Source organism: Dictyobacter aurantiacus (assembly GCF_003967515.1).
Taxonomy (GTDB): Bacteria; Chloroflexota; Ktedonobacteria; order Ktedonobacterales; family Ktedonobacteraceae; genus Dictyobacter; species Dictyobacter aurantiacus.
The window spans coordinates 139,613-165,745 of the sequence record NZ_BIFQ01000001.1 but is presented as its reverse complement, the minus strand read 5'-3'; the positions used below and the strand labels follow the sequence as shown (position 1 = coordinate 165,745).

The 26,133-nt window shown below is 51.8% G+C and carries 20 protein-coding genes; 16 read left to right on the top strand and 4 right to left on the bottom strand.

Annotated elements, in window-relative coordinates:
• Positions 1–21: 21 nt before the first annotated feature.
• From KTT_RS00705 to KTT_RS00695, 3 genes are read left to right on the top strand one after another with little or no spacing between them, the layout of a single operon-like run.
• Entirely contained in the window at positions 22–2,073 is a 2,052-nt protein-coding gene (locus tag KTT_RS00705; protein ID WP_126594158.1) for a branched-chain amino acid ABC transporter permease, read from the top strand.
• 21 nt (positions 2,074–2,094) lie between these two features.
• On the top strand, positions 2,095–2,952 hold the full coding sequence (locus KTT_RS00700; RefSeq protein ID WP_126594157.1) for an ABC transporter ATP-binding protein: 858 nt from the start codon (positions 2,095–2,097) through the stop codon (positions 2,950–2,952).
• Positions 2,953–2,982: 30 nt separating this feature from the next.
• Complete coding sequence (locus tag KTT_RS00695) at positions 2,983–3,687, top strand: ABC transporter ATP-binding protein (RefSeq protein WP_126594156.1); 705 nt, start codon at positions 2,983–2,985, stop codon at positions 3,685–3,687.
• 135 nt (positions 3,688–3,822) lie between these two features.
• On the opposite strand, the gene KTT_RS00690 is transcribed toward KTT_RS00695, so the two are convergent.
• The 3 genes from KTT_RS00690 to KTT_RS00680 form a co-directional block, all read right to left on the bottom strand.
• The gene (locus tag KTT_RS00690; protein ID WP_126594155.1) at positions 3,823–4,029 is read right to left on the bottom strand and encodes a hypothetical protein; all 207 of its coding nucleotides are present in this window, start codon (positions 4,027–4,029) and stop codon (positions 3,823–3,825) included.
• A 65-nt stretch (positions 4,030–4,094) separates the two neighbouring features.
• A complete protein-coding gene (locus KTT_RS00685; RefSeq protein WP_126594154.1) occupies positions 4,095–4,463 on the bottom strand; it encodes a nitroreductase family deazaflavin-dependent oxidoreductase in 369 nt (122 codons plus the stop codon).
• Between the two features lie 272 nt (positions 4,464–4,735).
• Positions 4,736–6,121, bottom strand: a complete 1,386-nt coding sequence (locus tag KTT_RS00680) for a TolB family protein (RefSeq protein WP_126594153.1) — start codon at positions 6,119–6,121, stop codon at positions 4,736–4,738.
• 83 nt (positions 6,122–6,204) lie between these two features.
• On the opposite strand from KTT_RS00680, the gene KTT_RS00675 reads away from it, so the two are divergent.
• The gene (locus KTT_RS00675; protein ID WP_126594152.1) at positions 6,205–7,905 is read left to right on the top strand and encodes an ATP-binding protein; all 1,701 of its coding nucleotides are present in this window, start codon (positions 6,205–6,207) and stop codon (positions 7,903–7,905) included.
• Entirely contained in the window at positions 7,898–8,596 is a 699-nt protein-coding gene (locus KTT_RS00670; RefSeq protein ID WP_126594151.1) for a response regulator, read from the top strand. Before KTT_RS00675 ends, KTT_RS00670 begins: the two co-directional genes overlap by 8 nt.
• Before the next feature lie 130 nt (positions 8,597–8,726).
• Here the strand turns inward: KTT_RS00670 and KTT_RS00665 are convergent, their stop codons facing one another.
• Positions 8,727–10,757, bottom strand: a complete 2,031-nt coding sequence (locus tag KTT_RS00665; RefSeq protein ID WP_126594150.1) for an APC family permease — start codon at positions 10,755–10,757, stop codon at positions 8,727–8,729.
• Positions 10,758–11,840: 1,083 nt separating this feature from the next.
• Between KTT_RS00665 and KTT_RS00660 the strand changes: the two genes are divergently transcribed.
• The 11 genes from KTT_RS00660 (at position 11,841) to rsmG (ending at position 26,008) form a co-directional block, all read left to right on the top strand.
• Positions 11,841–12,281 (top strand): response regulator, encoded by a 441-nt coding sequence (locus tag KTT_RS00660; protein ID WP_126594149.1) that lies wholly within the window; start codon positions 11,841–11,843, stop codon positions 12,279–12,281.
• Positions 12,282–12,369: 88 nt separating this feature from the next.
• The gene (locus KTT_RS00655; RefSeq protein ID WP_126594148.1) at positions 12,370–12,465 is read left to right on the top strand and encodes a potassium-transporting ATPase subunit F; all 96 of its coding nucleotides are present in this window, start codon (positions 12,370–12,372) and stop codon (positions 12,463–12,465) included.
• A gap of 24 nt (positions 12,466–12,489) precedes the next feature.
• Entirely contained in the window at positions 12,490–14,229 is a 1,740-nt protein-coding gene (kdpA, locus tag KTT_RS00650) for a potassium-transporting ATPase subunit KdpA (protein WP_174844770.1), read from the top strand.
• A 3-nt stretch (positions 14,230–14,232) separates the two neighbouring features.
• Positions 14,233–16,368: a potassium-transporting ATPase subunit KdpB gene (gene kdpB / locus KTT_RS00645; protein WP_126594147.1), complete on the top strand. Its 2,136-nt coding sequence runs from the start codon at positions 14,233–14,235 to the stop codon at positions 16,366–16,368.
• 28 nt (positions 16,369–16,396) lie between these two features.
• Positions 16,397–16,990: a potassium-transporting ATPase subunit KdpC gene (gene kdpC / locus KTT_RS00640; RefSeq protein ID WP_162511805.1), complete on the top strand. Its 594-nt coding sequence runs from the start codon at positions 16,397–16,399 to the stop codon at positions 16,988–16,990.
• 121 nt (positions 16,991–17,111) lie between these two features.
• On the top strand, positions 17,112–18,404 hold the full coding sequence (locus tag KTT_RS00635) for a universal stress protein (RefSeq protein ID WP_126594145.1): 1,293 nt from the start codon (positions 17,112–17,114) through the stop codon (positions 18,402–18,404).
• A gap of 126 nt (positions 18,405–18,530) precedes the next feature.
• Positions 18,531–19,037, top strand: coding sequence for a hypothetical protein (locus KTT_RS00630; RefSeq protein WP_126594144.1), 507 nt, complete (start codon positions 18,531–18,533; stop codon positions 19,035–19,037).
• Between the two features lie 251 nt (positions 19,038–19,288).
• Positions 19,289–21,442, top strand: coding sequence for an APC family permease (locus KTT_RS00625; RefSeq protein WP_235845554.1), 2,154 nt, complete (start codon positions 19,289–19,291; stop codon positions 21,440–21,442).
• Between the two features lie 246 nt (positions 21,443–21,688).
• Positions 21,689–23,092, top strand: a complete 1,404-nt coding sequence (locus tag KTT_RS00620) for a sigma 54-interacting transcriptional regulator (protein WP_126594143.1) — start codon at positions 21,689–21,691, stop codon at positions 23,090–23,092.
• An 11-nt stretch (positions 23,093–23,103) separates the two neighbouring features.
• Positions 23,104–25,287: a vWA domain-containing protein gene (locus KTT_RS00615; protein WP_126594142.1), complete on the top strand. Its 2,184-nt coding sequence runs from the start codon at positions 23,104–23,106 to the stop codon at positions 25,285–25,287.
• A 1-nt stretch (position 25,288) separates the two neighbouring features.
• The gene (rsmG, locus tag KTT_RS00610; protein WP_126594141.1) at positions 25,289–26,008 is read left to right on the top strand and encodes a 16S rRNA (guanine(527)-N(7))-methyltransferase RsmG; all 720 of its coding nucleotides are present in this window, start codon (positions 25,289–25,291) and stop codon (positions 26,006–26,008) included.
• Positions 26,009–26,133 lie beyond the last annotated feature (125 nt).

The following is a 26,133-nucleotide window of genomic DNA, read 5'->3' as shown; positions in this document are numbered from 1 at the left end:
GTAAAAGCGAGGTGATAAAACGTGGCTGTATCAGAAAGCCCCAGAAGGCTACTTCCAACGCCCGAGACGCGCGCGCTCCTTATAAAATGGATTATAGCTTTACTTGTGCCCAGTTGTGTATTTACCTTTGTCTGGATAGGCGAACAGATCGTCAATCAGATATGGTTGGGTATTCTCTATCCGCAGAATCAGCTTTATGATCATGATCTCTGGTCTCTGTTCCTGCAATCCGTCTTCATGTTGATCATTTACCTGTCAACTATCGTGTTAGCTGGTTATCTGGTGGCGGCCGATAGCGGCCGCCGTAACATGATAGAGATCTGGTGTGATGTGTTGTTTGCCGTAGTGGTTCCGCTGGTGTTGCTCACCATCACCACTGACCTGTTAATTAGCCTGGGGCTTGGCGCTGTAATCTGGGGAATCTATCTCTTTGTGCGTAATCGTGTGCGTCGGGCTATGCATTATACGCCGCCACCGCCATTGGAGAGCCTGCATGTAATGGATGAGCAGGGGAGGACCGTGCTGGTCCGGGTGGCACGACAGGCTGGTTTCTGGTTCGCGACCATCTTTGCCGTCATTTCATTGGTGGCTGACCTGATTTTTTATGCGTCTGGCGCATTACCCGACTTGTTGATGATCTGGGTTGTTGCGCGTACTATCCTCTTGCCGGTTGCGGGTTATTTCCTTGGGCACCTGGGTGGCATCATTGCTTTGCGCTATGTCGTCAAACCTGATGAGGGTGTTGAAGAGAAGCAGAACAACGGTCAGGCTGAGAATGGGCGCCAGGGTTGGCGCAGTAATGCGCGTAAAGTCAGTCGTGAACAACAATTGCATAGCCTGTCCGCGAGCCGTGCTAAAGAGGAAGCAAAGGATGTCGTCCCCAACGACAGGCCGCTCCAAAGTAGGGGCGCGACCCGCATCTACATGTTGATGCTCATGGTATTTGTTGTGCTTTATCCCATTCTGGACCCTATTTTGTTTGGATCTGGTTCCAAGGGACGCATCACCAGTTACGGAGACCTCGGGTTTTATGTTATTCTGGCTCTGGGACTGAATATCGTCGTTGGTTTCGCCGGCCTGCTTGACCTGGGTTATGTCGCTTTTTTTGTGATTGGTACCTATTCCTGGTCGCTGGTTGGTTCCACTCAGTTCTACAAATTGACCGGCATTATTGCCAATCCCAGCACCTTCTCCTGGTTTTTCTGGCCGATGATCATCATTGCAGCGCTGATTACCGCTTTATGGGGGATTCTGCTTGGGGCGCCAACGTTACGCCTGCGCGGCGACTATCTGGCCATTGTGACGCTGGGCTTTGGAGAAATCATTCCCATCGTCTTTACACAGATGGACAAGTACACTAACGGCACCGACGGAATCGCTGGCGTGTATCCACCGGCGACGCCATGTATTGGTTCGTTTTGCATCAACTGGTCCAATAGCCCCACACCATACTACTATCTCATTTTGATTATCATTGGCGCCTGCATTTTTGCTAACGTCAGATTGCGTGATTCCAAGTTGGGACGCGCCTGGATCGCCATTCGTGAGGATGAGATCGCGGCCTCTTCATCAGGCATTAACCTGGTGAACACCAAGCTGTTTGCCTTCGCGGCTGGAGCCTTCTTTGCTGGCATTGCCGGCGTGTATCACGCGGCAAAATTAGGGACTGTGACTCCCAGCGATTTTAACTCAAGCGACTCCATCATCTATCTGGCGATGGTTGTTATTGGTGGGCTGGGGAGTATCCCTGGTGTCCTGGTAGGCGCGGTCGTAGTGTACGCGATCAATCTGCTTATTCTCAATCAATTGGATACCTACGCAGCTGATCCGAACAATTTCTTGCACTTCCTGCCTCAACATCTCTCTAACTTCTCCTTTGACAATATCCGCAACCTGCTGTTTGGCATCATCCTGATTTCCATCATGATCTTCCGACCGGAAGGTTTGATCCCAAGTGCGAGGCGCAGGCGCGAGCTACATCATACAGAGAACGAGGACGAAAAGTTAGAGGAATCGAGCCTGGATCAGCCGCCTGGAACCCCTGAGTTTGAAGCGGAAATGCCCGTAGACTAGCAGCGATGAAGGAGAAAAAAGATGAGTTCTGAACAGGTAAAGCTGAATGGCCACTCTGCATCCGCTCTAGCTACAACGAACGCCTTGCTAGAACTTAAAGCGGTCACCAAGAGGTTTGGCGGACTGACAGCAGTGTCCGGGGTAGACCTGATAGTGAGGCCGCGCGAAATTGTCAGCGTGATTGGTCCTAACGGAGCTGGCAAGACTACGGTCTTTAACCTGATTACAGGGATTTATCAGCCTACGAGCGGCGATATCATTCTCGATGGAAAATCTGTCGTTGGATTATCGCCGGATAAGATTGTCGTGCAGGGGATCACGCGTACCTTTCAAAATATTCGCCTGTTCAACAATATGACCGTATTGGAGAATGTGCTGGTTGGTCAGCATACGCGCCTGAAGGCAGGAATTCTGGGCTCGCTGTTCCGTCCGCGCCATGTCGTTGAAGAGGAGCGACGTGCGCGCGAGCGAGCATTAGAATTGCTCGGCTTTTTTGGGACGGCCCTGGTAGCACGGCAGGATGAGTATGTCATGAATCTCTCGTATGCGGACCGTCGGCGTGTTGAGATCGCTCGTGCCCTGGCGGCGAATCCCAAGCTTCTGTTGCTTGACGAACCAACGGCAGGTATGAACGAGGCTGAAACGTTAGAGGCCGTGAAATATATTCGCCGTTTGCGCGACGAGATTGGACTGACGATTCTCTTGATTGAGCATAAACTGGCGGTAACGATGGGTATGTCCGACCATATTGCTGTGTTGGATTATGGGCAAAAGATTGCCGATGGCTTGCCCGCAGAAGTACGCTATGACAAGCGGGTAATCGAAGCGTATCTGGGTCGACAATCGGAGACAGAATCCACGTCGGAATCAGAGGCATAGCGATGCAAAAAAACGATAAAGAGGTCTACGATGTTACGACTGGTTAATGTCAACACATATTATGGTCCCAGCCATGTCTTACAGGATATTTCGCTTGATGTAGAAAAGGGCGAGATTGTTTGCCTGCTTGGGGCCAATGCCGCGGGCAAGACAACCACCATGAAGACCATTTTTGGCCTGGTACGTCCCAGCAGTGGTTCGATCAACTTTGATGGCCAGGATATTGAACGCAAGTTAACCGGTGACATTGTTAAGGCCGGCCTGGCCCTGGTGCCTGAAGCGAGACGCATCTTTCCTCGCATGACGGTACGAGAAAATCTGGAAATGGGAGCGTTTACCCGCGCCAACAAGAAAGAGATCGCGGACGATATGGATCATGTCTGCCAGATTTTTCCGCGCCTGCAAGAGCGCTTAAAGCAGCTGGCGGGCACCATGTCTGGTGGCGAACAACAGATGCTGGCAATGGGGCGTGCCATCATGTCGCGCCCCAGGATGATCTGTATGGACGAGCCATCCATGGGACTCTCTCCCAAGCTGGTGGAGACCGTTTTTGATACTATTCTACGCATTCGATCAGAGGGCATGACCATTTTTCTGGTAGAACAGAACGCATCAATGGCCTTAAGCCTGGCCGATCGTGGATATGTGTTACAGACGGGCAAAATCGTCTTGAGCGATACAGCGAAAAACCTGCTGACCAACGACCTGGTACGCCAGGCATATCTAGGTGGATAACGGAGATAACAAAAAGGCCTGGATGGATATGGCTGCTATGTAAAACACAGAGGCCGTATCCATCCAGACAAGAAGTATATGCATCCAAAGGTGGATGCTTAACTTTCTTTTTCATGACGAACTTCTGACGTGCGCTTACTGCTTATCCAACTGGCGATGCAGTTCTGAAATGCGCTCGATCACTTCTGCCAGCGTTGTCACTCCTAGATCCTCCATATCTTCACGTAGAGATTCCAGGAGCTCTAATTGCTCCATGGCATCAAGTTCGTCTGAATCGTCAAAGTCATCGGTCGGCTCTGGCTGCTGGCCGACCAGGTGTAGCCTGGGTTCTTTCTTACTCACGTCTCTCCTCTTTATGTAGCATATACATTCATTGTAGCGGGCCTGTATCATGAAAGTTCCTTTCATTACTTTACCTCATTGAGGAGATCGATCGCAACAGCCAGCGAAGCGCGCGACCATTCTGTTAGATCATCGGTACTACGCGCTGCATATTTGGCGAACACGATCTGGCGCGCCAGTTCATCCTCAGTCCCCCTGGCAAGAATCCGTGCCCGCCCCATGTATGTCGTCGGGCCGAGCCTGACCTGTACTGCGGGTTGTTGGTGGATATTTTTCACCCAATCTGCCCTGTCTCTACCACCTGAGAGGAGATAGAGCGTCGTGTCATTCAATGCGAACCAGATCTCGATGGTATGTGCTTTGCCCGAACGGCGGCCAGTGGTGGTGAGATAGCAAAAATCTTCTCCTGCCAGGTGCTGTACCTCTTCCTGCATAGAAACTCTCCTCTTGAGAGCGTATCTGACTCCCGTCATCCTGTAGTCCTCAATACCCTATAGGGTGTTGGGGCAGCAGGAACGCGAATGCACTTCTGCTACAGTAACACATAAAAAAAGCGTGACCGCGTAGCGGACGCGAATGAAGGGGCTATCATGTACTCCCAGGTGACAGAAGTAAGACACATTCTTATATAACAAACAGACAATAACTTTCTCTAATCTAGAGACGATGAACGGGGTTGTTTATAGCTATGGTTCTGGCTTGATGCTTAGAATAGAAAAGATGTATTGGGATCTTCATATGTCCATCCAGGTTGGTTGATAGCCCCGCTAGCGACTTTCGTCGGCGCTCCCGCTGGCTTTCCGCTATCATTTAGCGCAACCATATAGAGCGCCTGACCATTCAATAGTGTATGTTGTTGCCAGCTTGAATGACTATAACTGACAAAGATAAAATGGCGACTATCAGCGGACCATACATTATTAGGCACAGGCTGTAACAGGCTATTTGTAGAAGAAAGCGCTGATGGTTGTACCGTTTGTCCGTCCGATCTCGTCAATAGCAGTGTTTGTTGCTTGCTTGAGATATTGACGAGGGAGAGGGTTTGAGAACTGTCTAGCAGTAAGAACTTGCTATCGGGTGACCAGTAAGGAACGGCATTGGCTTCGGTTTTGATCGTAAATGAAGTGTTGTGTATAACGTTGAGAACAGTTATCTTCGTGCCAGTGCTATATATGATATAGTTTCCATCAGGAGACCAGGAGAATTGTGTGCAGGCGCATGTCGCAACGGTAGTGGCAGGACCCTCCAGTGTGTGCCACATCAGCTTTACCATGAGTTGAGCGGCTGGCTGATTGGTACGGCTGGCCGTGGTTGCCTCGATCGCGTATAAGAAGCTTTGATTCTGGTGGTTCGGGCGCCACAGGAGACGTTCAAGGGAGGCCGGTAATGGATGACCAGCCAGGGGACCGACCTGCTGAGTTTTTTGCGTATTAGCAATCGTTGTTGTAAATACCCCCTTGTCCGCATTGCCGATTAGCAAATAACGCTGGCTATTATAGGAGAAAGAAGGGATAGAAAAAGTATGGGGAAAGGGTTTCGCCGCAATGCCGCCTGGCTGATCATTCTGAGCGATCCACCATTGAGCATTGGCAGGATTGGCTGAAAAATTTTTGGGGGTCTGCCGATAGATCAAACGAGCACCATTACTATTCCATTGAGGGTTATTATAGCTAAAATCTGGACTGGAAAAGGCGATCGCAATAGGCGTTCCTCCATCGACTCCAATGGTGTTCAATGTTCCGGGCACATCTTTTATCACTGGCGCCTGTGGATAGTGTGTAAGGGATCTGGCGGCCGGTGTCTTGGCGAAGTCCGTATCCAATGTACGGAAAGCCAACAACTGGTGGTTAGGTGACCAGGCATAGCCAACGACCGGTGTTGACTGAGAAACCACTGAGAATGTGTTGGCCCCATCGGGATCACTGGTCCAGAGTTGTCCATCCCGGAGGAAAGCCACCAGGTTACTCCCTGTGTGTCCGGGGGTACAGGCCACGAGCAACTGACACAGCATGAGAAGAAGAAGGATAATAATGCATTTTTTTATATGTTGAGTATAGAGGGCGTAAATAAGCCTGGTCAAGAGACTGGACATAAAAGAATGTCTCCTTTTTTCTATCGATTATGTGATATGCTCTCATCGTAAAATATCAAGAATACGACAGTATTGATCCCAAAATGGTAGAGGATGATGAAGCTGAAGCCATGAAAAACATGCAACAAGTTCTCTTTTTGGGCGTTACCGAAGAACACCATACGCGAAGGGTGATCATCGATGCTTGCCTGGCTGTCTTGCTCACGCTGCTGATTACTGGCATCATTTACCTTGCCAGGCTCTATCCTGCTATTCCAAATATCTCGTTTCTCTATTTACTGGTGGTCCTGGGTCTGGCCACGACGCGCGGACTATATGCGGCAGTCATTGCATCGATAATCGCTTTTTTCTCCTTTGATTTCTTTCTGGTACCCCCGTTCTTTACTTTTTCAATTCAGAAGTCTGAAGAATGGCTGGCGCTCTTTATATTTCTGGTCACTGCGATTATTACGGGTGAACTCGCCTCCGCGTTGCGTCGGAGGGCTGAGCAAGCAACGCAGCGCGAGAAGGAGACGCGGGCGCTCTATGAACTGGTCAACGCCACCACCAATGAAGAGCATCTGGAGCGGCAACTCGATATCATAGCGCATGCGATTGTGAATAACTTCTTGACGGCTGGAGTGATCGACTGTGCTATCTTATTGCCGGACGAACACGGACAACTGAGCTTGCAGGCGGATGCGTTGCAAGATGCCACACACCTGCAACTCTCTTCAGATGAGATTAAGACAGCTGAATCTGTTATGTTGGAGGGAAGGATCATTGACTTCTATATCGACACGGACAAGGCGCTCCCATTTCGCTTTCGGCGCGTAATTCAGGCAACTCCTTCGGCGCACAGCTACGTGCGCCTGGTACCTATGCACCAGGCGCAGAAAGTCGTAGGGGTGGCGCGCCTCCTGATGGTAGGTGGGTCGCGCCGTTTCCCAATCGAGCGAGCACTCATCGATGAGGGAAAAGACCTCAACCACCAGAATGCTTTTTTCTGGGCCTTTATTGACCAGGCGACCGCTATGATTGAGAGAGCAAGGCTGCATCGCGAGTCATTGCAGATCGAGTTGCTGCGCCGTACCGATGCTCTACGTTCCGCGCTGCTTTCATCGGTCTCACACGATCTGCGCACACCGCTCTCATCGATTAAAGCGGCCGCCAGTAGTTTGCTGCAGGAAGATGTAGAATGGGATGAGGAGTCCAAGAAAAGTTTTGCGCAGGCCATTGAAAAAGAGACAGACAGGCTCAATCGACTGGTTGGCAATATATTAGATATGTCACGTATTGAAGGAGGGGCCCTCAAAGCCGAAAAAGAGTGGTATCCTATTGGTGAGCTTATTCACGACGTAAGTGGACATATGCAAGGAGTATTGCGGGATAGAAATGTGACTATCCATATGCCCGATGATTTGCCGCCGGTGCAACTGGATTATTTACAGATAGACCAGGTCATTACCAATCTGCTAGAAAACGCCGTACGCTATACTCCTCCTGACTCTCCAATAGACATTACTGTTGATGTCACTGATAGTGAGATCAGAGTGAGTGTGGCGGATCGTGGACCTGGTATTCCCCAATCCGATCTAGAACGTATTTTTGATAAATTTTACAGAGTCTCTGGTGCTACAAGGAGAGCAACGAGTATCATGGGGACCGGCCTGGGATTAGCGGTATGCCGCGGATTAATCGAGGCCCATGGTGGTCGTATCTGGGCAGAGAATCGGCCTGGCGGTGGTGCTATTTTCCGATTTACCTTGCCTCTGGCACATATAGAAGGACACACGCATGAGTAAAAGTGGAGCCCGTATACTGGTTGTTGACGATGAGATCGAAATTTTACGTGCGCTGCAGCGTAGTCTTGTCGCCCATGGTTATGATGTATTTACCGCTGAAAGCGGTGAAGTGGCGTTGGAAGAAGTAGGGCAGCACAGGCCGGATCTCATACTCCTGGACCTGGGACTACCGGGTATCAGTGGCCTGGAGGTTTGCCGTAAGGTACGTGAACAGTCCAACCTGCCGATCATTGTTTTATCCGTTAAAGACACCGAGCGCGACAAAGTGCTGGCGCTTGACCTGGGTGCTGATGACTATGTCTCCAAGCCATTTGGTATAGACGAGGTACTGGCGCGCGTCAGGGTTGCCCTGCGGCATACGGCTCAGATCCAGTCTGGCACCGAGCCGATCTTTACGGCTGGACCACTCCGAGTGGATTTCGCGCAACGGGGTGTACAGGTGAACGGAAAAGAGGTCAAGCTTACCCCTACAGAGTATGATCTATTGAAGGCATTAATCAAGAACCGGGGAAAGATCATGACGCGCCAGATGCTGCTGTCACAGGTCTGGGGAACGGGATATGGAACCGAAGCGCACTACCTGCACGTTTACGTTGGTCAGTTACGACGCAAGATCGAGCCCGATCCTGCTCATCCCCGCTTTATCCTGACCGTATCGGGAGTTGGCTACCGCTTTAATACCGAAGAATAAAGAACATAAGAAGAACGTGAGCGGTGGTCTAAAAAAGCGTGCTCAGCACGCTTTTTTAGACCACCGCTCACGTTCTTCTTATGGTACCCAGGTGCGTAACGTCCGGGACCAGCCATCTGCTGAAGCGGTATTACCACCGCTTCAGCAGATGCGCTACTTTCCCTTCCGGCGTTAATTCATAGCGAACGCGATCCGGGTTGATATCTTTAAATTGACTATCATTTTCAATAGCAACCAGGGTATCGCGTGGATGGATCGACTGCCAGATCTGTGTAGCTAATTCAGGCTCCTCCTGGAGATAGATATAGGTTCGGTTCGGGACTTTGGCTTTAATGGCTAAAGCCTCGGCCTTACTGAAGGTATCTTTAGCCTCCTGATCGTCCAGGTAAGGATCGATAATTTCCATCATACGTGGAGCACTTGGACGCGGCCGCTTACCAGCCAGGTACAGGAACAGCAATGGGGTATCGGCGCTGGCATTGTTGATCGCCGCTCGGATGACCGCGCCATTGTGTGGATTGTGCGGTGTAAGGATAGCCAGGGTAGTTTTAGGATAGGTACCCTGAAGTCGCGTAACCACAACCGGTACAGGTACCCTTCCTTCCTTTTGTTGGCGATTATGATTATAGTATGCGAGACCCATGCCAATGACTGTGACACCGCCGCCGAAGGCTGTGGCCAGCGGCTTGGTGACCAGATTAGTGCTCCAGGCCACAATTACCAGCACCGTCGTGAGAATACCCAGACCTAGATTGATTTTAAACCACAGCCTGGTTGCTTCATATGTCTCATTGACCTGGCCTCCCAGGCCGCCCATTTCATTGGAGTGCTTATCAACTGCAGTTGTTGCTGGCTGAACGTTAGACTTCATCAAATCATGCACTTCGACGGCCTTGTGCGTCTCTTTTTCTTGCGTCTCGCGCTGCGTGCTCGCTGCCTGCTTTAATGCTCGCGCACGCTTCAAATCCCGTAGACGTACAATGTCCAGTCCCAGGCAGGTCAGTGAGAACGCGCCGAGCAGACCAAAGGCGTACATATCGCCAAGAATATTAATATTTCCCCATACCAGCAGGAGCACGGCGATGGGGATACCGGTCGCCAGGGCAATGGAGAGGTGAGGAGTACCGCGTAGTTTATTGCGCTGCAGGATAAATTCTGGCAGAAATCCCATGCGTGACAGGGCGATGAAGACGTGATAGGCGCCGATGATCGCGGTGTTGCTGGCGAAGACAAGCAGGGCACTGGCACTTATGGCCACCTCTGTCTGTAACACCTGCCCACCCCATTTGCCCGCCAGCAAAGAAATGATCTGTGCCGACTGCGTCGCGTTCTGCGCGGCACTGGGAAGCAACAGCGTCGAAAGCATCGTTAACAGCGGACTGGTTATACCAACTGTCAGGACGACCAGGGTCAATGCGATCCCGGCGACCTTCTTATGCGGCTTTTTCATGACCGGTGAGAGCTGCGAGATACTCTCCAGGCCTGAGAAAGCCAGGAAGGAACCCGCGAAACCAGCCAGCAGCGAAAATGGCGTCAGATTGTGGCTGGTAAACATTTTGCCGATCAAGCCAAAGAATTCCGGCAGTGAAAGATGGGTAAAAACAGTCACGAGGATGGCAATATCGCTGACGAAGGCGATGATCGCACCTATCAGACTTACTTTCGCGCTTTCGCTGATACCAACCCAGTTCAAGATACCCAGAAGTATCAACACGCCAATAGTAATAAAGAGCGGGATAGTCACACCACCGATAGCGGGGAAGACCACGCTAAAGTAGAGGATACCTGACAGACTACTGATCGCGGCAGTCAGAAAGTAGTCTACCAGGATAAACATACCGCCCAAGGCCCCGAACCAGGGGTTGATGGCTTGCGCGGCTACTGTTACGACACCGCCACCCTGAGGGAAACGATGGGTTACCTCCGCGTACTTCAGGGCGAGCAAGATAAAGACGGACATCGTCAGAAATACGAAAAAGCCCGCCAGTCCCTGTACCGTCTGGTAAAGAATACCGGGGGTGTAATAGACAGAGGTGCCAATATCTGCGAAGACAACAGCCCAGCAGAGAAGGGGTCCAAGCAAATTTTTGCCTGACGAATGTTCGTCTTCCTGGTTTTGCACGATGGTGTGTGTGTTCTGAGTCACAGATTCCTGTGCCATACTATTTAATCGTCCTTTGAAAGGGGGAAATTATCTATGTTCCTACTACAACGTGTGGACTACCCTTACCACACTACGAATAGCCCTATAACAATATACGTAGTCGAAACAATGTACGCTTCCATAGTGTAGCACAGCAGGATAGGACAAGTAAAACCTTTTAAGGGTAAATTTTGACATAATTTTTAGCTTTTGGCTAGTTCTCTTGACCCATTTTTGATAATAATGGCTTTTTTTCTGATAAATCTTTGAGGTAAGCACCTTCACACGCGCGTCCGCTGCGCGGCCGCGCTGGTTGTGATGGTGGTGCAACCGGGGCGCATCCGCGCCCCGGTTGCACCACTATACAGGCTATTTTGACACCGATGGTGCTCCCAAGCCTGTTTTGAGACGGTGCCCGAAGGATGTGGATGCGCCCTGGCTGTACTACCATATGGGCTATTTTGATACCTGGGGATGCTCCCAAGCCTGTTTTGAGACGGTACATGGAGGGCGGATACACCCTGGACGCACCACCATATGGGGTATTTTGACACCGATGGTGCTCCCAAGCCTGTTTTGAGGTGGTGCCTGAAGGGCGCGGATGTGCCTGGCTGCATCACCGTATGGACTATTTTGATACCAGCGGTATTCCCAAGCCTGTTTTGAGATGGTGTCTGGAGGGCGCGGATGTGCTCTGTTGCACCACCATATGGGGTATTTTGACACCTGGGGGATGCTCCCAAGCCTGTTTTGAGACGGTGCCCGAAGGATGTGGATGCGCCCTGGCTGTACTACCATATGGGCTATTTTGATACCTGGGGATGCTCCCAAGCCTGTTTTGAGATGGTGCCTGGAGGGCGCATCCGCGCCCTCCAGGCACCATCTCAAAATAACAATGCGGCCGCGTAGCGGACGCGAGTGCGGGGGCGTTCACGTTCCACCACAATGGCAATGGTCAGGCTCATGCTCAGGATATCTTGAGGGATTTTTGAGGATTGTTTTTTTTCTTTTGACCGCGCATTGAGCAGATAGGGGATATATTTGATCTCGGAGCAGGTATGAGGAAGATTTGATGGTCTCACCATAGAAAGATTTATAGATATGACAGGGGCGCGAATTCTGCTGGTTGAAGATGATGATGTCTTACGCAATGTGGTAGAGCGCAATCTGCTGGCGCGGGGACACGAAGTAAGTTGTGCCACCAATGTTCAAAGTGCTCTTCATTATCTGCGTACCAAAACAATCGATCTCATATTGCTAGACATCAATCTGCCGGATCAGACCGGGTGGGATGTATTGCGAGCCATTCAATGTGGCGAATGTTCTTTAGGAGAGGAAGATGAAATGCTGCAGGGGAAGTTGCCTGTGGTAGTGCTTTCGGCGGTCAGGGTGAGTCCACACCGCCTGGCAGAATTTCATCCTCTCTCTTACCTGCCGAAACCATTTCCCATGGAAGCGGTGTTGCGCCTGGCAGCTGAAGCAGCTGAGAGGCGCGAGCTGTGCGCCAGAATGAAAGTGAACGGGGAGGGATTTCATGCTTGATATCCTGATTATGCTTGTCAGCATTGTTTTTTTTCTTTGTTGTATCGGCTTCACCTTCGGGTGTGAGCATTTATAGGGAGTGAGCGCAATGAACACGCCGCTGGAGTATCTGCTGGTTGGTCTTGTGACACTGATCATTGCTGTTTATCTGTTTATCGCCTTACTGGCACCTGAGAAGTTCTAATAGATTGAAATTGAGGAAGAAAAGATGCCTATAACGCCCAATAGCGTCATACAGGTTCTTATCTACCTGGTAATTCTTTTACTGATTACCAAGCCGTTGGGTCTCTATATGACAAGAGTCTTTACGGGTGAACGAACCTGGTTAACCCCTGTGTTCGCTCCCGTAGAGCGTGTGTTTTATCGTCTCTCGGGTGTTGATGCCGAGGAAGAGCAGAAATGGACCGGTTATACCATTTCGATGCTGTTATTCAGCGTGGCCGGCATGTTGCTGCTCTATCTTTTCGAGCGCACCCAGCAGTGGCATGGTCCCCTGTTCAATCCCCAGGGATTTGGCGCGGTCGAGCCGCAACTGGCCTTTAATACTGCTGCCAGCTTTACTTCCAACACCAACTGGCAGGCATATGCTGGCGAGCAGACCATGTCCTATCTTACGCAGATGGCGGGCCTGGCTTTCCATAACTTCGCCTCGGCGGCGACCGGCATCGCCCTGGCGCTGGCTTTTGTGCGTGGTCTGACCAGGCGCAGCGCGCAGCATCTGGGGAATTTCTGGGTAGATATTACTCGCTGCATTCTCTATGTTCTGTTACCGATTTCAATTGTTGGCGCCCTGGTCCTGGTCTCACAGGGAGTGATTCAGAACTTTAATGCTTATACCCAGGTCGTGACCCTGGAAGGGGTCAAGCAGGTGATTGCTCAGGGACCGGTCGCCTCACAGGAGATTATCAAAGAGTTCGGCACCAATGGCGGAGGTTTCTTTAATGCCAACTCGGCGCATCCATTTGAAAATCCAAATGTTATTACCAACATGGTCGAGATGCTAGCCATCTTTGCGATCCCGGCAGGTCTGACCTACCTGTTTGGCAAGATGGCGGGTAACACCAGACAGGGCTGGGCGATCTGGGCGGCGATGGGGATTCTCTTCCTGATCGGGGTGTTTGTGATCCTGCCTGCCGAGCAGTCTGGCAACCCTCTCCTGACACATCTAGGAGCTAACCAGGCGGTCACCGCATATCAGGCGGGTGGCAATATGGAAGGCAAGGAAGTACGCTTTGGGATTACCCAGACCGCGCTTTTCTCGACCATCACCACCGATGCCTCGTGTGGTGCTGTTAACGGCTTTTTTGATAGCTTCACGCCTCTTGGTGGCATGATTCCGATGCTCAACATCGCTTTAGGCGAGATCATCTTTGGTGGCGTTGGCTCTGGACTGTATGGCATGCTCATCTTCGCGGTCCTGGCTGTGTTTATCGCTGGCTTGATGGTTGGCCGTACGCCCGAATACCTGGGCAAAAAGATCGAGCAGAAAGAGATGAAGATGGCCGCCCTGGCGATTTTGATCTTGCCAGCATCCATCCTGGGCTTTACGGCTATCGCGGCTGTGTTGCAGGCGGGTATGAGTTCGATTTTGAATCCAGGTCCGCATGGCTTATCAGAAATACTGTATGCCTATACATCCGGTACAGGTAACAACGGCTCTGCATTCGGCGGTTTGAGTGCGAACACACCATTCTATAACTGGACGTTGAGTTTCGCGATGTTGATCGGGCGTTTCGCCTTTGTGGTACCTGTCATGGCATTGGCGGGAGCGATCGTGAAGAAAAAAGTGGTGCCGGCCAACGCGGGTACGTTCCCAACCACAGGACCTTTGTTCGTGGTTCTGCTAATCGGTGTGATTTTGATTGTGGGTGCTCTAACCTACTTCCCGGCCTATGCGCTGGGTCCTGTGGTTGAACATCTACTGATGCTGGTTGGAAAGAGATTTTAAGAGATGAGTACTGATTCACTAGAAGCAAAGCAATGGAAGACGCGGCGCAAAAGTGCCAGTTCCATCTTTAATGGACCGATTATACGCCGTGCCCTGGTGGACTCGCTGAAGAAGCTGGATCCACGCTGGCAGCTCAAGAATCCGGTCATGTTTGTGGTTGAGATCGGCAGCGTGATTACAACGGTGGAATTTGTGCGTTACCTCTTTATCGGTCCCGCCAGTGAAACCTTCTTCGTGCTGGCTGTTTCGATCTGGCTCTGGTTTACCGTCATCTTTGCCAATTTCGCTGAAGCCATGGCGGAAGGACGAGGAAAAGCACAGGCCGACACCCTGCGCAAGACCCGCACCACCACGATGGCGAAGCGACTTAAGCAGGGCCGACGGCAGTCTGATTATCAAGAGGTAGCCGCGCCGGACCTGCGCAAAGGAGACTTTGTGCTGGTTGAGGCCGGTGACGTCATCCCGGGTGATGGTGATGTAGTAGAAGGTGTCGCGTCGGTCGATGAATCCGCTATTACCGGAGAATCGGCCCCGGTCATCCGCGAAAGTGGTGGTGATCGCAGCGCTGTCACCGGTGGCACGCGGGTCCTGTCGGATTGGATTGTAGTCCAGATCAGCGCCAATCCCGGCGAGACTTTCCTTGACCGGATGATTGCCCTGGTGGAAGGCGCGGCGCGTCAGAAAACGCCGAACGAGATTGCTTTGAATATTCTGCTGGCCAGCCTGACCATCATCTTCTTGCTGGCGGTTGTAACCCTGGAACCTTTTGCCATCTACTCGCACAGTCCGGTCTCGATCACCACGCTGGTGGCCTTGCTGGTCTGCCTGATCCCGACTACTATTGGTGGTCTGTTGTCCGCCATTGGCATCGCGGGGATGGACCGTATGGTGCAGCGCAACGTACTGGCCATGAGCGGGCGCGCGGTTGAGGCCGCTGGCGATGTCGACGTGCTCCTGCTGGATAAGACCGGCACGATTACGCTGGGCAACCGCATGGCCAGTCGCTTTGTCCCACTGAAAGGTGTGGAGGAGAAAGAGTTGGCGCATGCCGCGCTCCTGTCCAGCCTGGCGGACGAGACGCCTGAAGGGCGCTCAATTGTGGCGCTGGCGAATGAGCGCTATGGGTTGCATGAAGAGGCTGACGGGCATGCGACCTTTGTCCCTTTCTCTGCCCAGACGCGCATGAGCGGCGTGGACCTCAATGGTCATGCCGACGGCTCGATGCACTCGGTGCGTAAAGGCGCGTCCGAGTCGGTTTTGAACTATGTCAAAGAACTGGGAGGTTCAGCGGACAGTGAACTGGAGCAACTGGTCAGTTCGATTGCTCGTGGTGGCAGCACGCCACTGGTAGTCGCGGAATCCCAGCGCATTGGTTCCAATGGAGCGACGAAGAAAGAGGCCAGAGTCCTGGGCGTCATTGAGCTCAAAGATATCGTCAAGGGTGGCATGCATGAGCGCTTTGATCAGTTGCGTCGCATGGGCATTCGCACCATTATGATCACCGGTGACAATCCGCTGACGGCCGCCGCTATCGCCAAAGAGGCTGGTGTTGATGATTTCCTGGCGCAGGCCACACCTGAGACCAAGATGCAGCTGATTCGAGAGCAGCAGGCCGGTGGACGTCTGGTGGCTATGACTGGTGACGGCACCAATGACGCTCCCGCGCTGGCGCAGGCCGATGTCGGTGTCGCCATGAATACGGGCACCCAGGCCGCCAAAGAGGCCGCCAACATGGTCGACCTCGACTCGAATCCCACCAAATTAATTGAAGTTGTCGAAGTCGGCAAGCAGTTATTGATGACCAGGGGAGCGTTGACCACGTTCAGTATCGCCAACGACGTTGCCAAATACTTTGCGATTATTCCGGCTATGTTTACGGTCGCTTTTCCCGAACTGGGCGCCTTAAATATTATGCACCTGGCTACACCACATAGCGCCATCTTGTCGGCGGTAATCTTTAATGCCCTGATCATTATCGCATTGGTCCCACTGGCTCTGCGCGGAGTGACTTATCGTCCATTGGGCGCGGGCCCGCTCCTGCGGCGTAATCTATTGATGTATGGACTGGGTGGGTTGATTGTTCCATTTATAGGTATCAAACTTATTGACCTCTTGCTAGTGTTGCTGCATCTCGCCTAGCAAGGATAGGGGAAGTGAAATGAAGACCATCAAAAAAAATATTCGGCCAGCGATTGTTTTAACACTCGTGTTCACAATCGTCACAGGCTTTCTGTATCCGGGAATCGCCACAGGTCTATCTCAGCTGATTTTTCCCTATCAGGCCAACGGCAGTATCCACACGACTTCAGATGGGAAGCAGGTTGGCTCCGACCTTATCGGACAATATTGGACATCGGCTCGCTACTTTCATGGCCGGCCATCCGCGACCCTCTCGGAGACGGACTCCAGTAAGAGCGAGCCCTATAATGCGCAGAACTCATCGGCCTCCAATCTCGGACCCACGAACAGCACGCTGCTAAAAAATGTGCAGCAGAACGTTCAGGCGTTGCAGAAGGAGAATCCTGGCACGCCGGTACCGGTTGACCTGGTTACCGCTTCTGGATCGGGTCTGGACCCGGACATCTCGGTGGCAGGGGCCCTCTTCCAGATACCCCGTATCTCTAAAGAGCGTGGTCTGAGTCAGGAGGCCGTGAAGACGCTGGTGATGAACCATGTACAGGGTCGTTTCCTGGGTATCCTGGGCGAAGATCATGTCAATGTACTGGATCTGAACCTGGCACTGGATGCCCTGGAAAAATAAATGGGCCCGCACACCCATGGACTGCGACGCCAACACCAGAGCTGTCGCGGCCCTATAGTGTGGTAAAGTAGGGAAGAAACGGTAAGCAAGCTACCAATGATGGGGAGATGGATAGAGACATATGGGTGCACTGCCTCCAGATAAACGCATACAGGATGACGGCCGTCCAGATCCAGAGGCTTTGCTGGACCGCTATCGCTTGCGTGAGGATGATGGTGATCAGCAATCCAGCAGCATTGCGCATACCGACCACGATCAAGGAGACAAGCGCCGTGGACGTTTACGCGTCTACCTTGGCGCATCAGCGGGTGTCGGAAAGACCTATGCCATGCTCAACGAAGGGCGCCGCCGCAAAGAGCGAGGCTCTGACGTCGTGATCGGCTATGTGGAGACCCACCGGCGCGAGCAGACTCAGGCGCAGATAGGTGACCTTGAGATCATCCCTCGTCAAACCATCGCCTATAGAGGAGTGCATCTTGAGGAGATGGATACTGGAGCTATTATCGCGCGTCATCCACAGATCGTGTTGATAGATGAGTTGGCTCACACCAACGTCGCGGGCTCGAAGCACCATAAGCGTTATCAGGACGTATTGGATATCCTGGATGCCGGAATCGATGTCGTAACCACGCTCAATGTGCAGCACTTAGAGAGCCTCAATGATTTAGTGGAGAGCATCACTGGTGTGCGCGTGCGCGAAACCCTGCCTGACCGTATTCTGGACCAGGCCGACGAAGTTGAGCTGATTGATATCGCACCCTACGCCTTGCGTCAGCGCATGAAGCACGGCAATATTTATCCGCCGGAACGTATTGAGCCGGCCTTAAAAAACTTTTTCCGCGAAGGGAACCTGACCGCTCTGCGCGAGTTAGCTCTGCGTCTAACGGCGAATAAAGCAGAGTCACAGCTGCAGAGGTATATGACCGAACATGACATCAAAGCGCAGTGGCCCACTACCGAGCGCGTGCTGGTTGGTTTTGACCACCGGCCACAGAGCCGCGAAATCATTCGCGACGCCTGGAGACTAGCGCATGGACTGCATGCGGACCTGATCGCGGTCTCGATCCAGCTAACCGGCTATCCTGCATTTCTACGTAAAGCCATCGCATTCATTAAATATGGCAGCGATATAAAGAAGCGATACGCAGAGATCCAAAAGAAAGTAGACGAGCATGCCTTGTTGGCTGAAGACCTGGGCGCGGAAATTATTCGGCGTAGCAGCACCGACATCGCTGGCACTATTGCGGATCTGGTGAAGCAAAAGCATGTTACCCAGGTCGTATTGGGGCAGCCAGCGCATAGCCGGTGGGAGGTCCTGCTGTATGGCTCGGTCACCAATCGCGTTTTGCGTTTAACCTCTGATGCCGATATCCACCTGGTTCCCCTCAAACGTAGACCCGGGCGCCAGGAATAAGTTCGGGAATGACCTGATAGGTGCGGACTGTTGTTGTTTACAAAGCATATACATGCGCTGATATTTTATTTTTGAAACTGTGATGTAGTAAGATCCAACAGTTGCTAGAGTGGGGAGACGTTCTCGATGAGACGTTTGTTGCTTCCTTTTACGCATGGCATCGATGGCCCCGCCCTCGATTATGCGTTTCTATTTGCGCGCCAGACGCAGGCGACACTGGTTGTGGGATCGTGGCTTACGCGATCTACAGATCGAAAATCGCAACGTCCATTGCCAGGTCATATCGAGCAATCGCAAGATTTTTTGATTCTGGCTGATTACAAAGCGCGGCGCTTTCAGGTACCGGTTGAATCGATAGAGTTCTATAGCATCGATAGCGCTAAAAGCATGCAGGCTCTATCCAGCGAAATGGAATGTGACGCCATCTTACTATTTATGCGCCACAAAAAAGCGCTGCTAATCAGCCATGAGGAGATGCAGCAATTACTGTTCAACAGCCACATTCCTCTCCTCATTGTTAGTTTGCCTCTCAGATATCCAACATGGCAGAGATGGAAAGAGCGCTCTATTTTCTGGCTGTCGCGTATGTCCCGGGCGAGCAAAAAGAAGCCAGCATTGATGCCGCAGACATAGATGCGCACCCGGTAGTGACGGACGCCTGAACACTACCAGGACAATAGAAAAAGAGCGCTGATAAAATATTGAGAGAATCGCTTCTTTTCTTTAGGGTTTCTTGAGATCCTATGCCATATAATTCATCAGTTATGTGAAGCTGGACGCTGCCCGGCGACTTTGTGTACAGGATACGCTATGTATGTTGAACACTGCTGGAATCGCTGTCCACCTTATTCTCGATGCTGTGGCACTATAGGAGAGCACAAGCGATGGATCAGAAGGAAACACGGATCCTCAATACCTCTGACAAGAACGTACAAGAAGATATGCTGGAGGCTCCAGGTTTCATCGATGAAGATGATCCTGCTCGCATTGTTCGTACAGAAATTATTCGAGGGAAGTATCCCAGTTACGAACGGATTCGAACGGTTCGGCCCAGTAAAAAGGCTCTGGAGAGCGTCAGTCCTGGATTACTCAAGGCTACCGATGAGATGCTAGCCCCGCCGCAGGGTGGGAGTCGCATCTTTTACTATATTAAAAGGGCATTGATTGGTGCCCCACTGGCTAATTCGCAGGCGGAACATGAGCGGCTGACCAAATTCAAAGCGCTGGCGGTCCTCTCGTCGGACGCGATCTCCTCAGTAGCCTATGCCACTGAAGCCTGTATGGGGGTTCTCATCTTCGCGGGATTAACCTCTTTACATTTGATCTTGCCCATCAGTATCGCCATCATTGTCCTATTAGCAATCGTTGCCCTATCATATAGCCAGACAATCCCTGCCTATCCCAACGGTGGTGGTTCTTATATAGTGGCTAAAGACAATCTGGGTGTACAGGCTGGACTGATCGCAGCCGCCTCGCTCCTGATCGATTATGTGTTAACCGTCTCGGTAAGCGTGGCTTCGGGTGTGCAAAATCTTGCTTCAATTCCTTTCTTTCACTTTTTGAATGCGCCCCATTTAGAGGCCTGGGTGGATGTGGCGCTGGTAATTCTCATTACAGTCGTAAACCTGCGCGGTGTACGTGAGTCGGGCTCTATTTTTTCCATTCCTACCTACTTCTTTGTCTTTAGCGCGGCCTTGATGATTATTGTAGGTATTTTTGATGCCTTTGTGATCCATCATCAGCCGTTGATTGGCACGTTTCACACGATAAATAACCAGGCGGTCAAAGTAACCGAATCCGTTTCGCTGTTCCTGGTCCTGAGGGCATTTGCCTCGGGCTGTTCCGCCATGACAGGTGTTGAGGCGATCTCCAACGGGGTACCAGCCTTTAAGAAGCCAGAAACCAGAAACGCCAGAACCACCTTGATGTGGATGGCTATCATCCTTGGCTTCTTATTCGGCGGCATCACCATCCTTACCCTCACCAATGGGATCGCGCCAGATCCCAGCGGTAACCAGACCGTGATTGCGCAGATCGCCACCCATGTCTTCAGTGGTCCGCTGGCCTTCATGTTTCCCGTCTTCCAGCTCGGAATCCTGTTGATCTTGACGCTGGCGGCCAACACCAGTTACGCGGATTTTCCACGCCTGGCATCCTTGCTGGCGCGCGACAACTTCTTGCCCCATCAGTTCGCCTTTCGTGGGGACCGCCTGGCCTTCTCGATCGGCATTGTCTGCCTGGCGATTATGGCCAGCACCCTGTTGCTGGTCTTTGATGGCAGCGTCGACCATCTGATTGACTTATATGCAGTGGGCGTCTTTATGTCCTTCACGCTCTCCCAGAGTGGTATGGTATTGCACTGGTGGAGGTTGCGAGGCCAGCAAAAGAACTGGATACGCAGCGCCATTATCAATGGAACGGGTGCCCTGACGACGGCCCTGGTAGCGCTGGTCATCGCGTATACCAAGTTTTTATCCGGCGCCTGGATCGTTGTCGTATTGATCCCCGTGCTGGTATTAATGTTCATGGGAATTCATGCTCACTACAAGCGGGTCGAACAGGAGCGTACCACGAACATTCCAGCCAAACCGGCTGACATCAAGCACCTGTTCATCGTACCGATCGCGGGTATGGACCGGGTTTCTGTCCAGAGTCTCTCCTATGCCCGTTCGATCTCTGATAATGTCATCGCTGTCCATGTCGCGATCGATGCGGAAGACGAGCAGCGCGTGCGTGAAGCATGGAAGCAGTGGCGTCCCAATATCGGGGCCAGCGAAAAGACCGAACTGGTGGTTATCGAATCACCATACCGCTCGCTGAGACGCCCCTTACTGGCGTATATTGATACCGTTCATGAACTGTATCCGGACTACACGCTGACCGTATTACTACCGGAATTTATCGTGACCCATCTATGGGAGCACCTTTTGCACAACCAGACGGCGCTGACCCTCAAGGCTGCCCTGCTCTTCCGGCCGGGCATCGTCGTCACCAGCGTACCACAGCATCTGCCCACACGCATGGCCAGAGCGGTCTAGCGTAGCGGATTAAAACGCACTCTGCGACAAAAAACGCAAGGATAAACCAGAAAAAGGCATGAAAATGCAACTGTAGCAAACGTTTACAGATGGTTTACCCTTGCGTTTTCTCATTGCAGGCTGTAGAATCAAGTATGGTTCCACATGTTTTTTGGTCCCGTTGGAACATGCCGGATCGGTTACCCGCCCTCAATCCCAGACATGTATCACACGAGCCAACCCCCCAAGAAAGGTAGCATAAACTGAATGACTATCACTACACGACCGCGCACTATTGGTGAATTGCGTGATAGTGGATATAAGGTGCTTTCCGTGAAAGCAGAAATGCGGAAAAATCTTATCCAGAAGATTCGTGATGGAGAAGAGCTATTCCCAGGGATCATTGGCTACGAGGACACCGTGATTCCTCAGATTGAGAATGCTATCCTCTCAGGGCAAGATATTATCTTCCTTGGTGAACGAGGTCAGGCCAAGACGCGTATCGCACGCAGCCTGGTGAATTTATTAGATGAATATATTCCAATTATTGCCGGCAGTGAAATCAATGATGATCCGTTTGATCCGATAAGCAAGGCTGGCCGCGATAAAATCGCCGAATTTGGTGATCGCACGGAAATCGAGTGGATTTCAAGGGATCGTCGTTATGGTGAGAAGCTAGCGACTCCTGATATCACTATCTCCGATCTTGTGGGTGAGGTTGACCCGGTCCGTGTGGCTGAAGGCCGTTATCTTTCCGATGAGCTGACCATCCACTATGGTATGATCCCGCGCACGAATCGTGGCATCTTTTGTATCAATGAGCTACCAGACCTAGCCGAGCGTATCCAGGTTGGTCTGCTCAATATTATGGAGGAGCGCGACGTCCAGATCCGTGGATATAAGATTCGCCTGCCACTGGATGTATATGTAGTTGCCAGCGCGAACCCGGAGGACTATACCAATCGTGGTCGTATCATTACACCACTGAAAGACCGAGTTGGTTCAGAAATTCGTACCCATTATCCTCTCACCATTGATCATGAAATTGCGATCATGGAAGAGGAGAGCAGCAAATTCCTGACCGAGGGTCTGGATGTGGTGGTCCCGCAATTTATGAAAGAAGTGATCGCGGAAGTGACCCACCTGGCCCGGCACAGCAACGACATCAGCCAGCGTTCTGGTGTGAGTGTGCGTGTCACCGTTTCGAACTACGAAAATGTGCTCAGCAATGCCAGTCGCAGGGCGCTCCGCTTAAAGGAGCGGCAGGTTGTGCCCCGCGTTAGTGACCTGGAGGCCATCATGGCATCGACCAGCGGCAAGATCGAGTTGGACGCTGTTGGTGATATCAAAGAAGAGCGTGTCGTTCAGAAGTTGATTAATAACGCTATTCTCAGCGTGTTTGGACAGTACTTCGAGCAGCGTGAATTTGAGCAATTAGTAGCAGGTTTTGAGCGTGGACTAAATGTTCAGGTTGGTGAAGACATGCCCTCGATGGAATATGTCAACCAACTCTCAAAGGTCGGTGGTCTGAGCAAAGCGATTGACAAACTGCACGGCCGGGGAAATCCAGCTTTAGTTGCGTCTAGCATTGAGTTTATCCTCGAAGGCCTCCATCTGAACCGACGTCTTAATAAGGATGAAGTAGGTGGTAAAACGCGCTATCGACGCTAGAGGACGCAAGCATGTTCAATCGATTTTACCGAAATCGCTATGGTTATAGCCGTTGGGACGGAACGCAAAAGATCGAAGGGATCGATGCGGATGATATCCTCAACGCTCTTGCCGATGACTACATGGAGGATGGCAATCTGCAGCAGGCGTTAAAGCGTCTAATGCGGGACGGCATTCAGGGGCAGGATGGTCAGCGCACCATGGGGTTGCGTGAAATGATGGAGCGCATGCGCAACACGCGCAGGGAGCAGCTCAATCGTTACAACATGGCGTCGGGCGTCATGGATGATCTGCGTGAAAAGCTCGAAGAGATCAAAAAGCTTGAGCGTGAAGGCATCCAACAGCGTCTGGATGGCAAGCAGCCAGCGTCCCACTCAAATCCATCTGAACAGGGCAACCAGCAGGGCCAGCAATCTCAGAGGGGTGAGCAAGGCCAGGCTGGTCAACAGTCTCAGATGGGAAGCCAGGGTGAAGGTCAGATGGGCCAGGCTGGCCAGCAAGGTCAGTCAGATCAAGGTGGCGCAGAGGGGGATGGCTTAACGCCTGAACAGAAGCAGCGCATGCTGGAGATGATCGCCAAGCGCAAGCAAGATTTTCTCAATGGGCTGCCGAAGGATATTCCCGGCCAGATCAAAGGTTTATCTGATTACGACTTCATGGACGATCAGGCGCGTGAAAAGTTCAACGAGTTGATGCAAAGCCTGCAGCAGCAGATGATGCAGCAATTCTTCCAGGGTATGCAGCAATCATTGCAGAATATGTCCCCGGAAGACATCGCCAACATGCGTGAAATGATCCGTGATCTGAATAAGATGCTGCGCGAGCGCCAGCAGGGTCTTGAGCCCGACTTCGACTCATTTATGCAGAAGCATGGTCAGTACTTTCCAGGGGTCAACTCGCTGGACGATCTGATCGAGCAGATGCAGCAGCAATCCGCAGCCATGCAAGGGATTATGGATAATCTCTCGCCAGAACAACGTCAGGAACTACAGGACCTGATGGACCAGCTGATGGGAGACGATCGCATTCGCGTAGACATGATGGAACTGGCGCAGAATCTGGAGGCGCTTGCCCCATCAGATCAGATGCGCACGCGCTTCCCTTTCCGTGGCGAGGAGTCCCTGCCCCTGAACGAAGCTATGCGCGTCATGGGACGTATGCAGCAGATGGAGGGGCTGGAGGAGCAGCTTCAAGAGGCGCGGCGCCTGGAGAATATGGAAGCCATCGACAGCCAGAAGGTGAAAGACCTGTTGGGTGATGAAGAATACCAATCGGTCGAGCAGCTAAAGCAGCTGATGAAGACGCTGGAAGAAGCTGGCTACATCCAGAAAAAGGGTAACCGCTGGGAGCTCACGGCTCGTGGTATTCGAAAAATTGGCCAGAAAGCCTTGCAGGATATCTTCAACAAGATGAAGCGCGACGGCTTTGGCCGGCATGTCAGTCCTTTCCGTGGTGTCGGTGGTGAACGTACCGATGAGAGCAAAGCCTATCAATTCGGTGATCCATTCCTGCTGGACCTGGAAAAAACGTTGATGAATGCCGTGCACCGCCGCGGCACCGGCACGCCCGTCAACCTGACCAAAGAAGATTTCGAGGTCTATCGTACTGAGCTGACGACCCAATCATCGACCGTGCTGATGATCGACATGAGCCTTAGTATGGTCTATAACGGCTGCCAGCAGGCGGCCAAGAAGGTCGCGGTTGCCCTGGAAAGTCTGATTCGCTCACAGTTTCCACGTGACAACCTGTATATCGTTGGCTTTTCCTATATGGCCAGGGAATACAAGCCCAACGAGCTGATAGAGCTCAGCCGATATGACAATGATCGCGGCACCAATATGGCGCATGGCCTGATGTTAGCGCGTCAATTGCTGGCCCGACAGCGCTCGGCCAACAAGCAGATCATCATGATTACTGATGGTGGGCCAACTGTCTGGCACGAGGAAGAATATGGCTGGCAATTTGCCTACCCAAGTCCTTTTGCCGAGCAGCAGACCCTGCTGGAGGTACAGCGCTGCACGCGTGAGAACATTACCATTAATACCTTCATGCTCTATGATGATCATTGGATGGTAGCGTTCGTCAACCAGCTGGCCCAGATCAACCATGGCCGCACATTTTACGCGGATAAAGACAATCTGGGAGAGTATCTCCTGGTTGATTATCTCAATAGTAAGCGGAAGTTAGTATCGTAATATGTCTGAAGATTTCTTATCCGTATTCCAATCAGGATTAGAGCAACTGGGTCTTCCTCAATCACTTGAGGGGGCCTTTTTGCTCTACCGGCAGGAACTGCTGGATTGGAATACGCGGTTTAATCTGACAGCAATCAAAGATCCAGGGGAAGTGTTGATCAAACACTTCCTCGACTCATTGTCGTTGCTGCAGATCTATGATGTACAAAAGGAAATACGTCTACTTGACATTGGTACAGGACCAGGATTTCCTGGTCTGCCATTAAAGATTGCGCGCCCTGAGTGGAAGGTCACTTTGATCGAGGCAACAGGTAAGAAAACAACATTTTTGCAACACATGGTTGACCTGCTTCACTTAAAAGATGTTGAGATTATCCACGGCAGGGCTGAAGACTTCGCGCATAAGCGTGGCTATCGTGGAAATTTTGACCTGGTGACGGCGCGGGCTGTCTCCTCGCTATCAGCCTTGCTTGAATGTAGCGCCCCATTTTGTCGTGTAGGAGGGGCTATTGTGCTGCCAAAGAAGGGGGAGATGGGGGAAGAACTGCTACAGGGGAAGGGGGCAGCGCGCCTGTTGGGGATACGCTTGAAGAGCGACGTACCAGTGACTCTGAACGGCCTGGACGATGGTCGTAGGCTCTTATATTGGGAACAGTATAAAGCCTGTCCTACGCAATATCCTCGCTCCTGGGCTGCCCTCACCAAAAGCCCCCTGGTTTGAGTTAGTGCAGCCGTTTTTTGTAGTGGGTGGGTGCATGAGGTGCGCATCCGCGCACCTCATGCACCCACCCACTACAAAAAACGTGCGGCCGCGTTGCGGGGGTGCTCACGTGCCCCCATGCTACT

Coding starts and splice junctions, on each gene's coding strand:
- KTT_RS00700 (WP_126594157.1), top strand. CDS start 2,095: ATGAGTTCTGAACAGGTAAAGCTGAATGGCCACTCTGCATCCGCTCTA.
- KTT_RS00695 (WP_126594156.1), top strand. CDS start 2,983: ATGTTACGACTGGTTAATGTCAACACATATTATGGTCCCAGCCATGTC.
- KTT_RS00685 (WP_126594154.1), bottom strand. CDS start 4,463: ATGCAGGAAGAGGTACAGCACCTGGCAGGAGAAGATTTTTGCTATCTC.
- KTT_RS00680 (WP_126594153.1), bottom strand. CDS start 6,121: ATGTCCAGTCTCTTGACCAGGCTTATTTACGCCCTCTATACTCAACAT.
- KTT_RS00675 (WP_126594152.1), top strand. CDS start 6,205: ATGGTAGAGGATGATGAAGCTGAAGCCATGAAAAACATGCAACAAGTT.
- KTT_RS00670 (WP_126594151.1), top strand. CDS start 7,898: ATGAGTAAAAGTGGAGCCCGTATACTGGTTGTTGACGATGAGATCGAA.
- KTT_RS00665 (WP_126594150.1), bottom strand. CDS start 10,757: ATGGCACAGGAATCTGTGACTCAGAACACACACACCATCGTGCAAAAC.
- KTT_RS00660 (WP_126594149.1), top strand. CDS start 11,841: ATGACAGGGGCGCGAATTCTGCTGGTTGAAGATGATGATGTCTTACGC.
- KTT_RS00655 (WP_126594148.1), top strand. CDS start 12,370: ATGAACACGCCGCTGGAGTATCTGCTGGTTGGTCTTGTGACACTGATC.
- kdpA (WP_174844770.1), top strand. CDS start 12,490: ATGCCTATAACGCCCAATAGCGTCATACAGGTTCTTATCTACCTGGTA.
- kdpB (WP_126594147.1), top strand. CDS start 14,233: ATGAGTACTGATTCACTAGAAGCAAAGCAATGGAAGACGCGGCGCAAA.
- KTT_RS00635 (WP_126594145.1), top strand. CDS start 17,112: ATGGGTGCACTGCCTCCAGATAAACGCATACAGGATGACGGCCGTCCA.
- KTT_RS00630 (WP_126594144.1), top strand. CDS start 18,531: ATGAGACGTTTGTTGCTTCCTTTTACGCATGGCATCGATGGCCCCGCC.
- KTT_RS00625 (WP_235845554.1), top strand. CDS start 19,289: ATGGATCAGAAGGAAACACGGATCCTCAATACCTCTGACAAGAACGTA.
- KTT_RS00620 (WP_126594143.1), top strand. CDS start 21,689: ATGACTATCACTACACGACCGCGCACTATTGGTGAATTGCGTGATAGT.
- KTT_RS00615 (WP_126594142.1), top strand. CDS start 23,104: ATGTTCAATCGATTTTACCGAAATCGCTATGGTTATAGCCGTTGGGAC.
- rsmG (WP_126594141.1), top strand. CDS start 25,289: ATGTCTGAAGATTTCTTATCCGTATTCCAATCAGGATTAGAGCAACTG.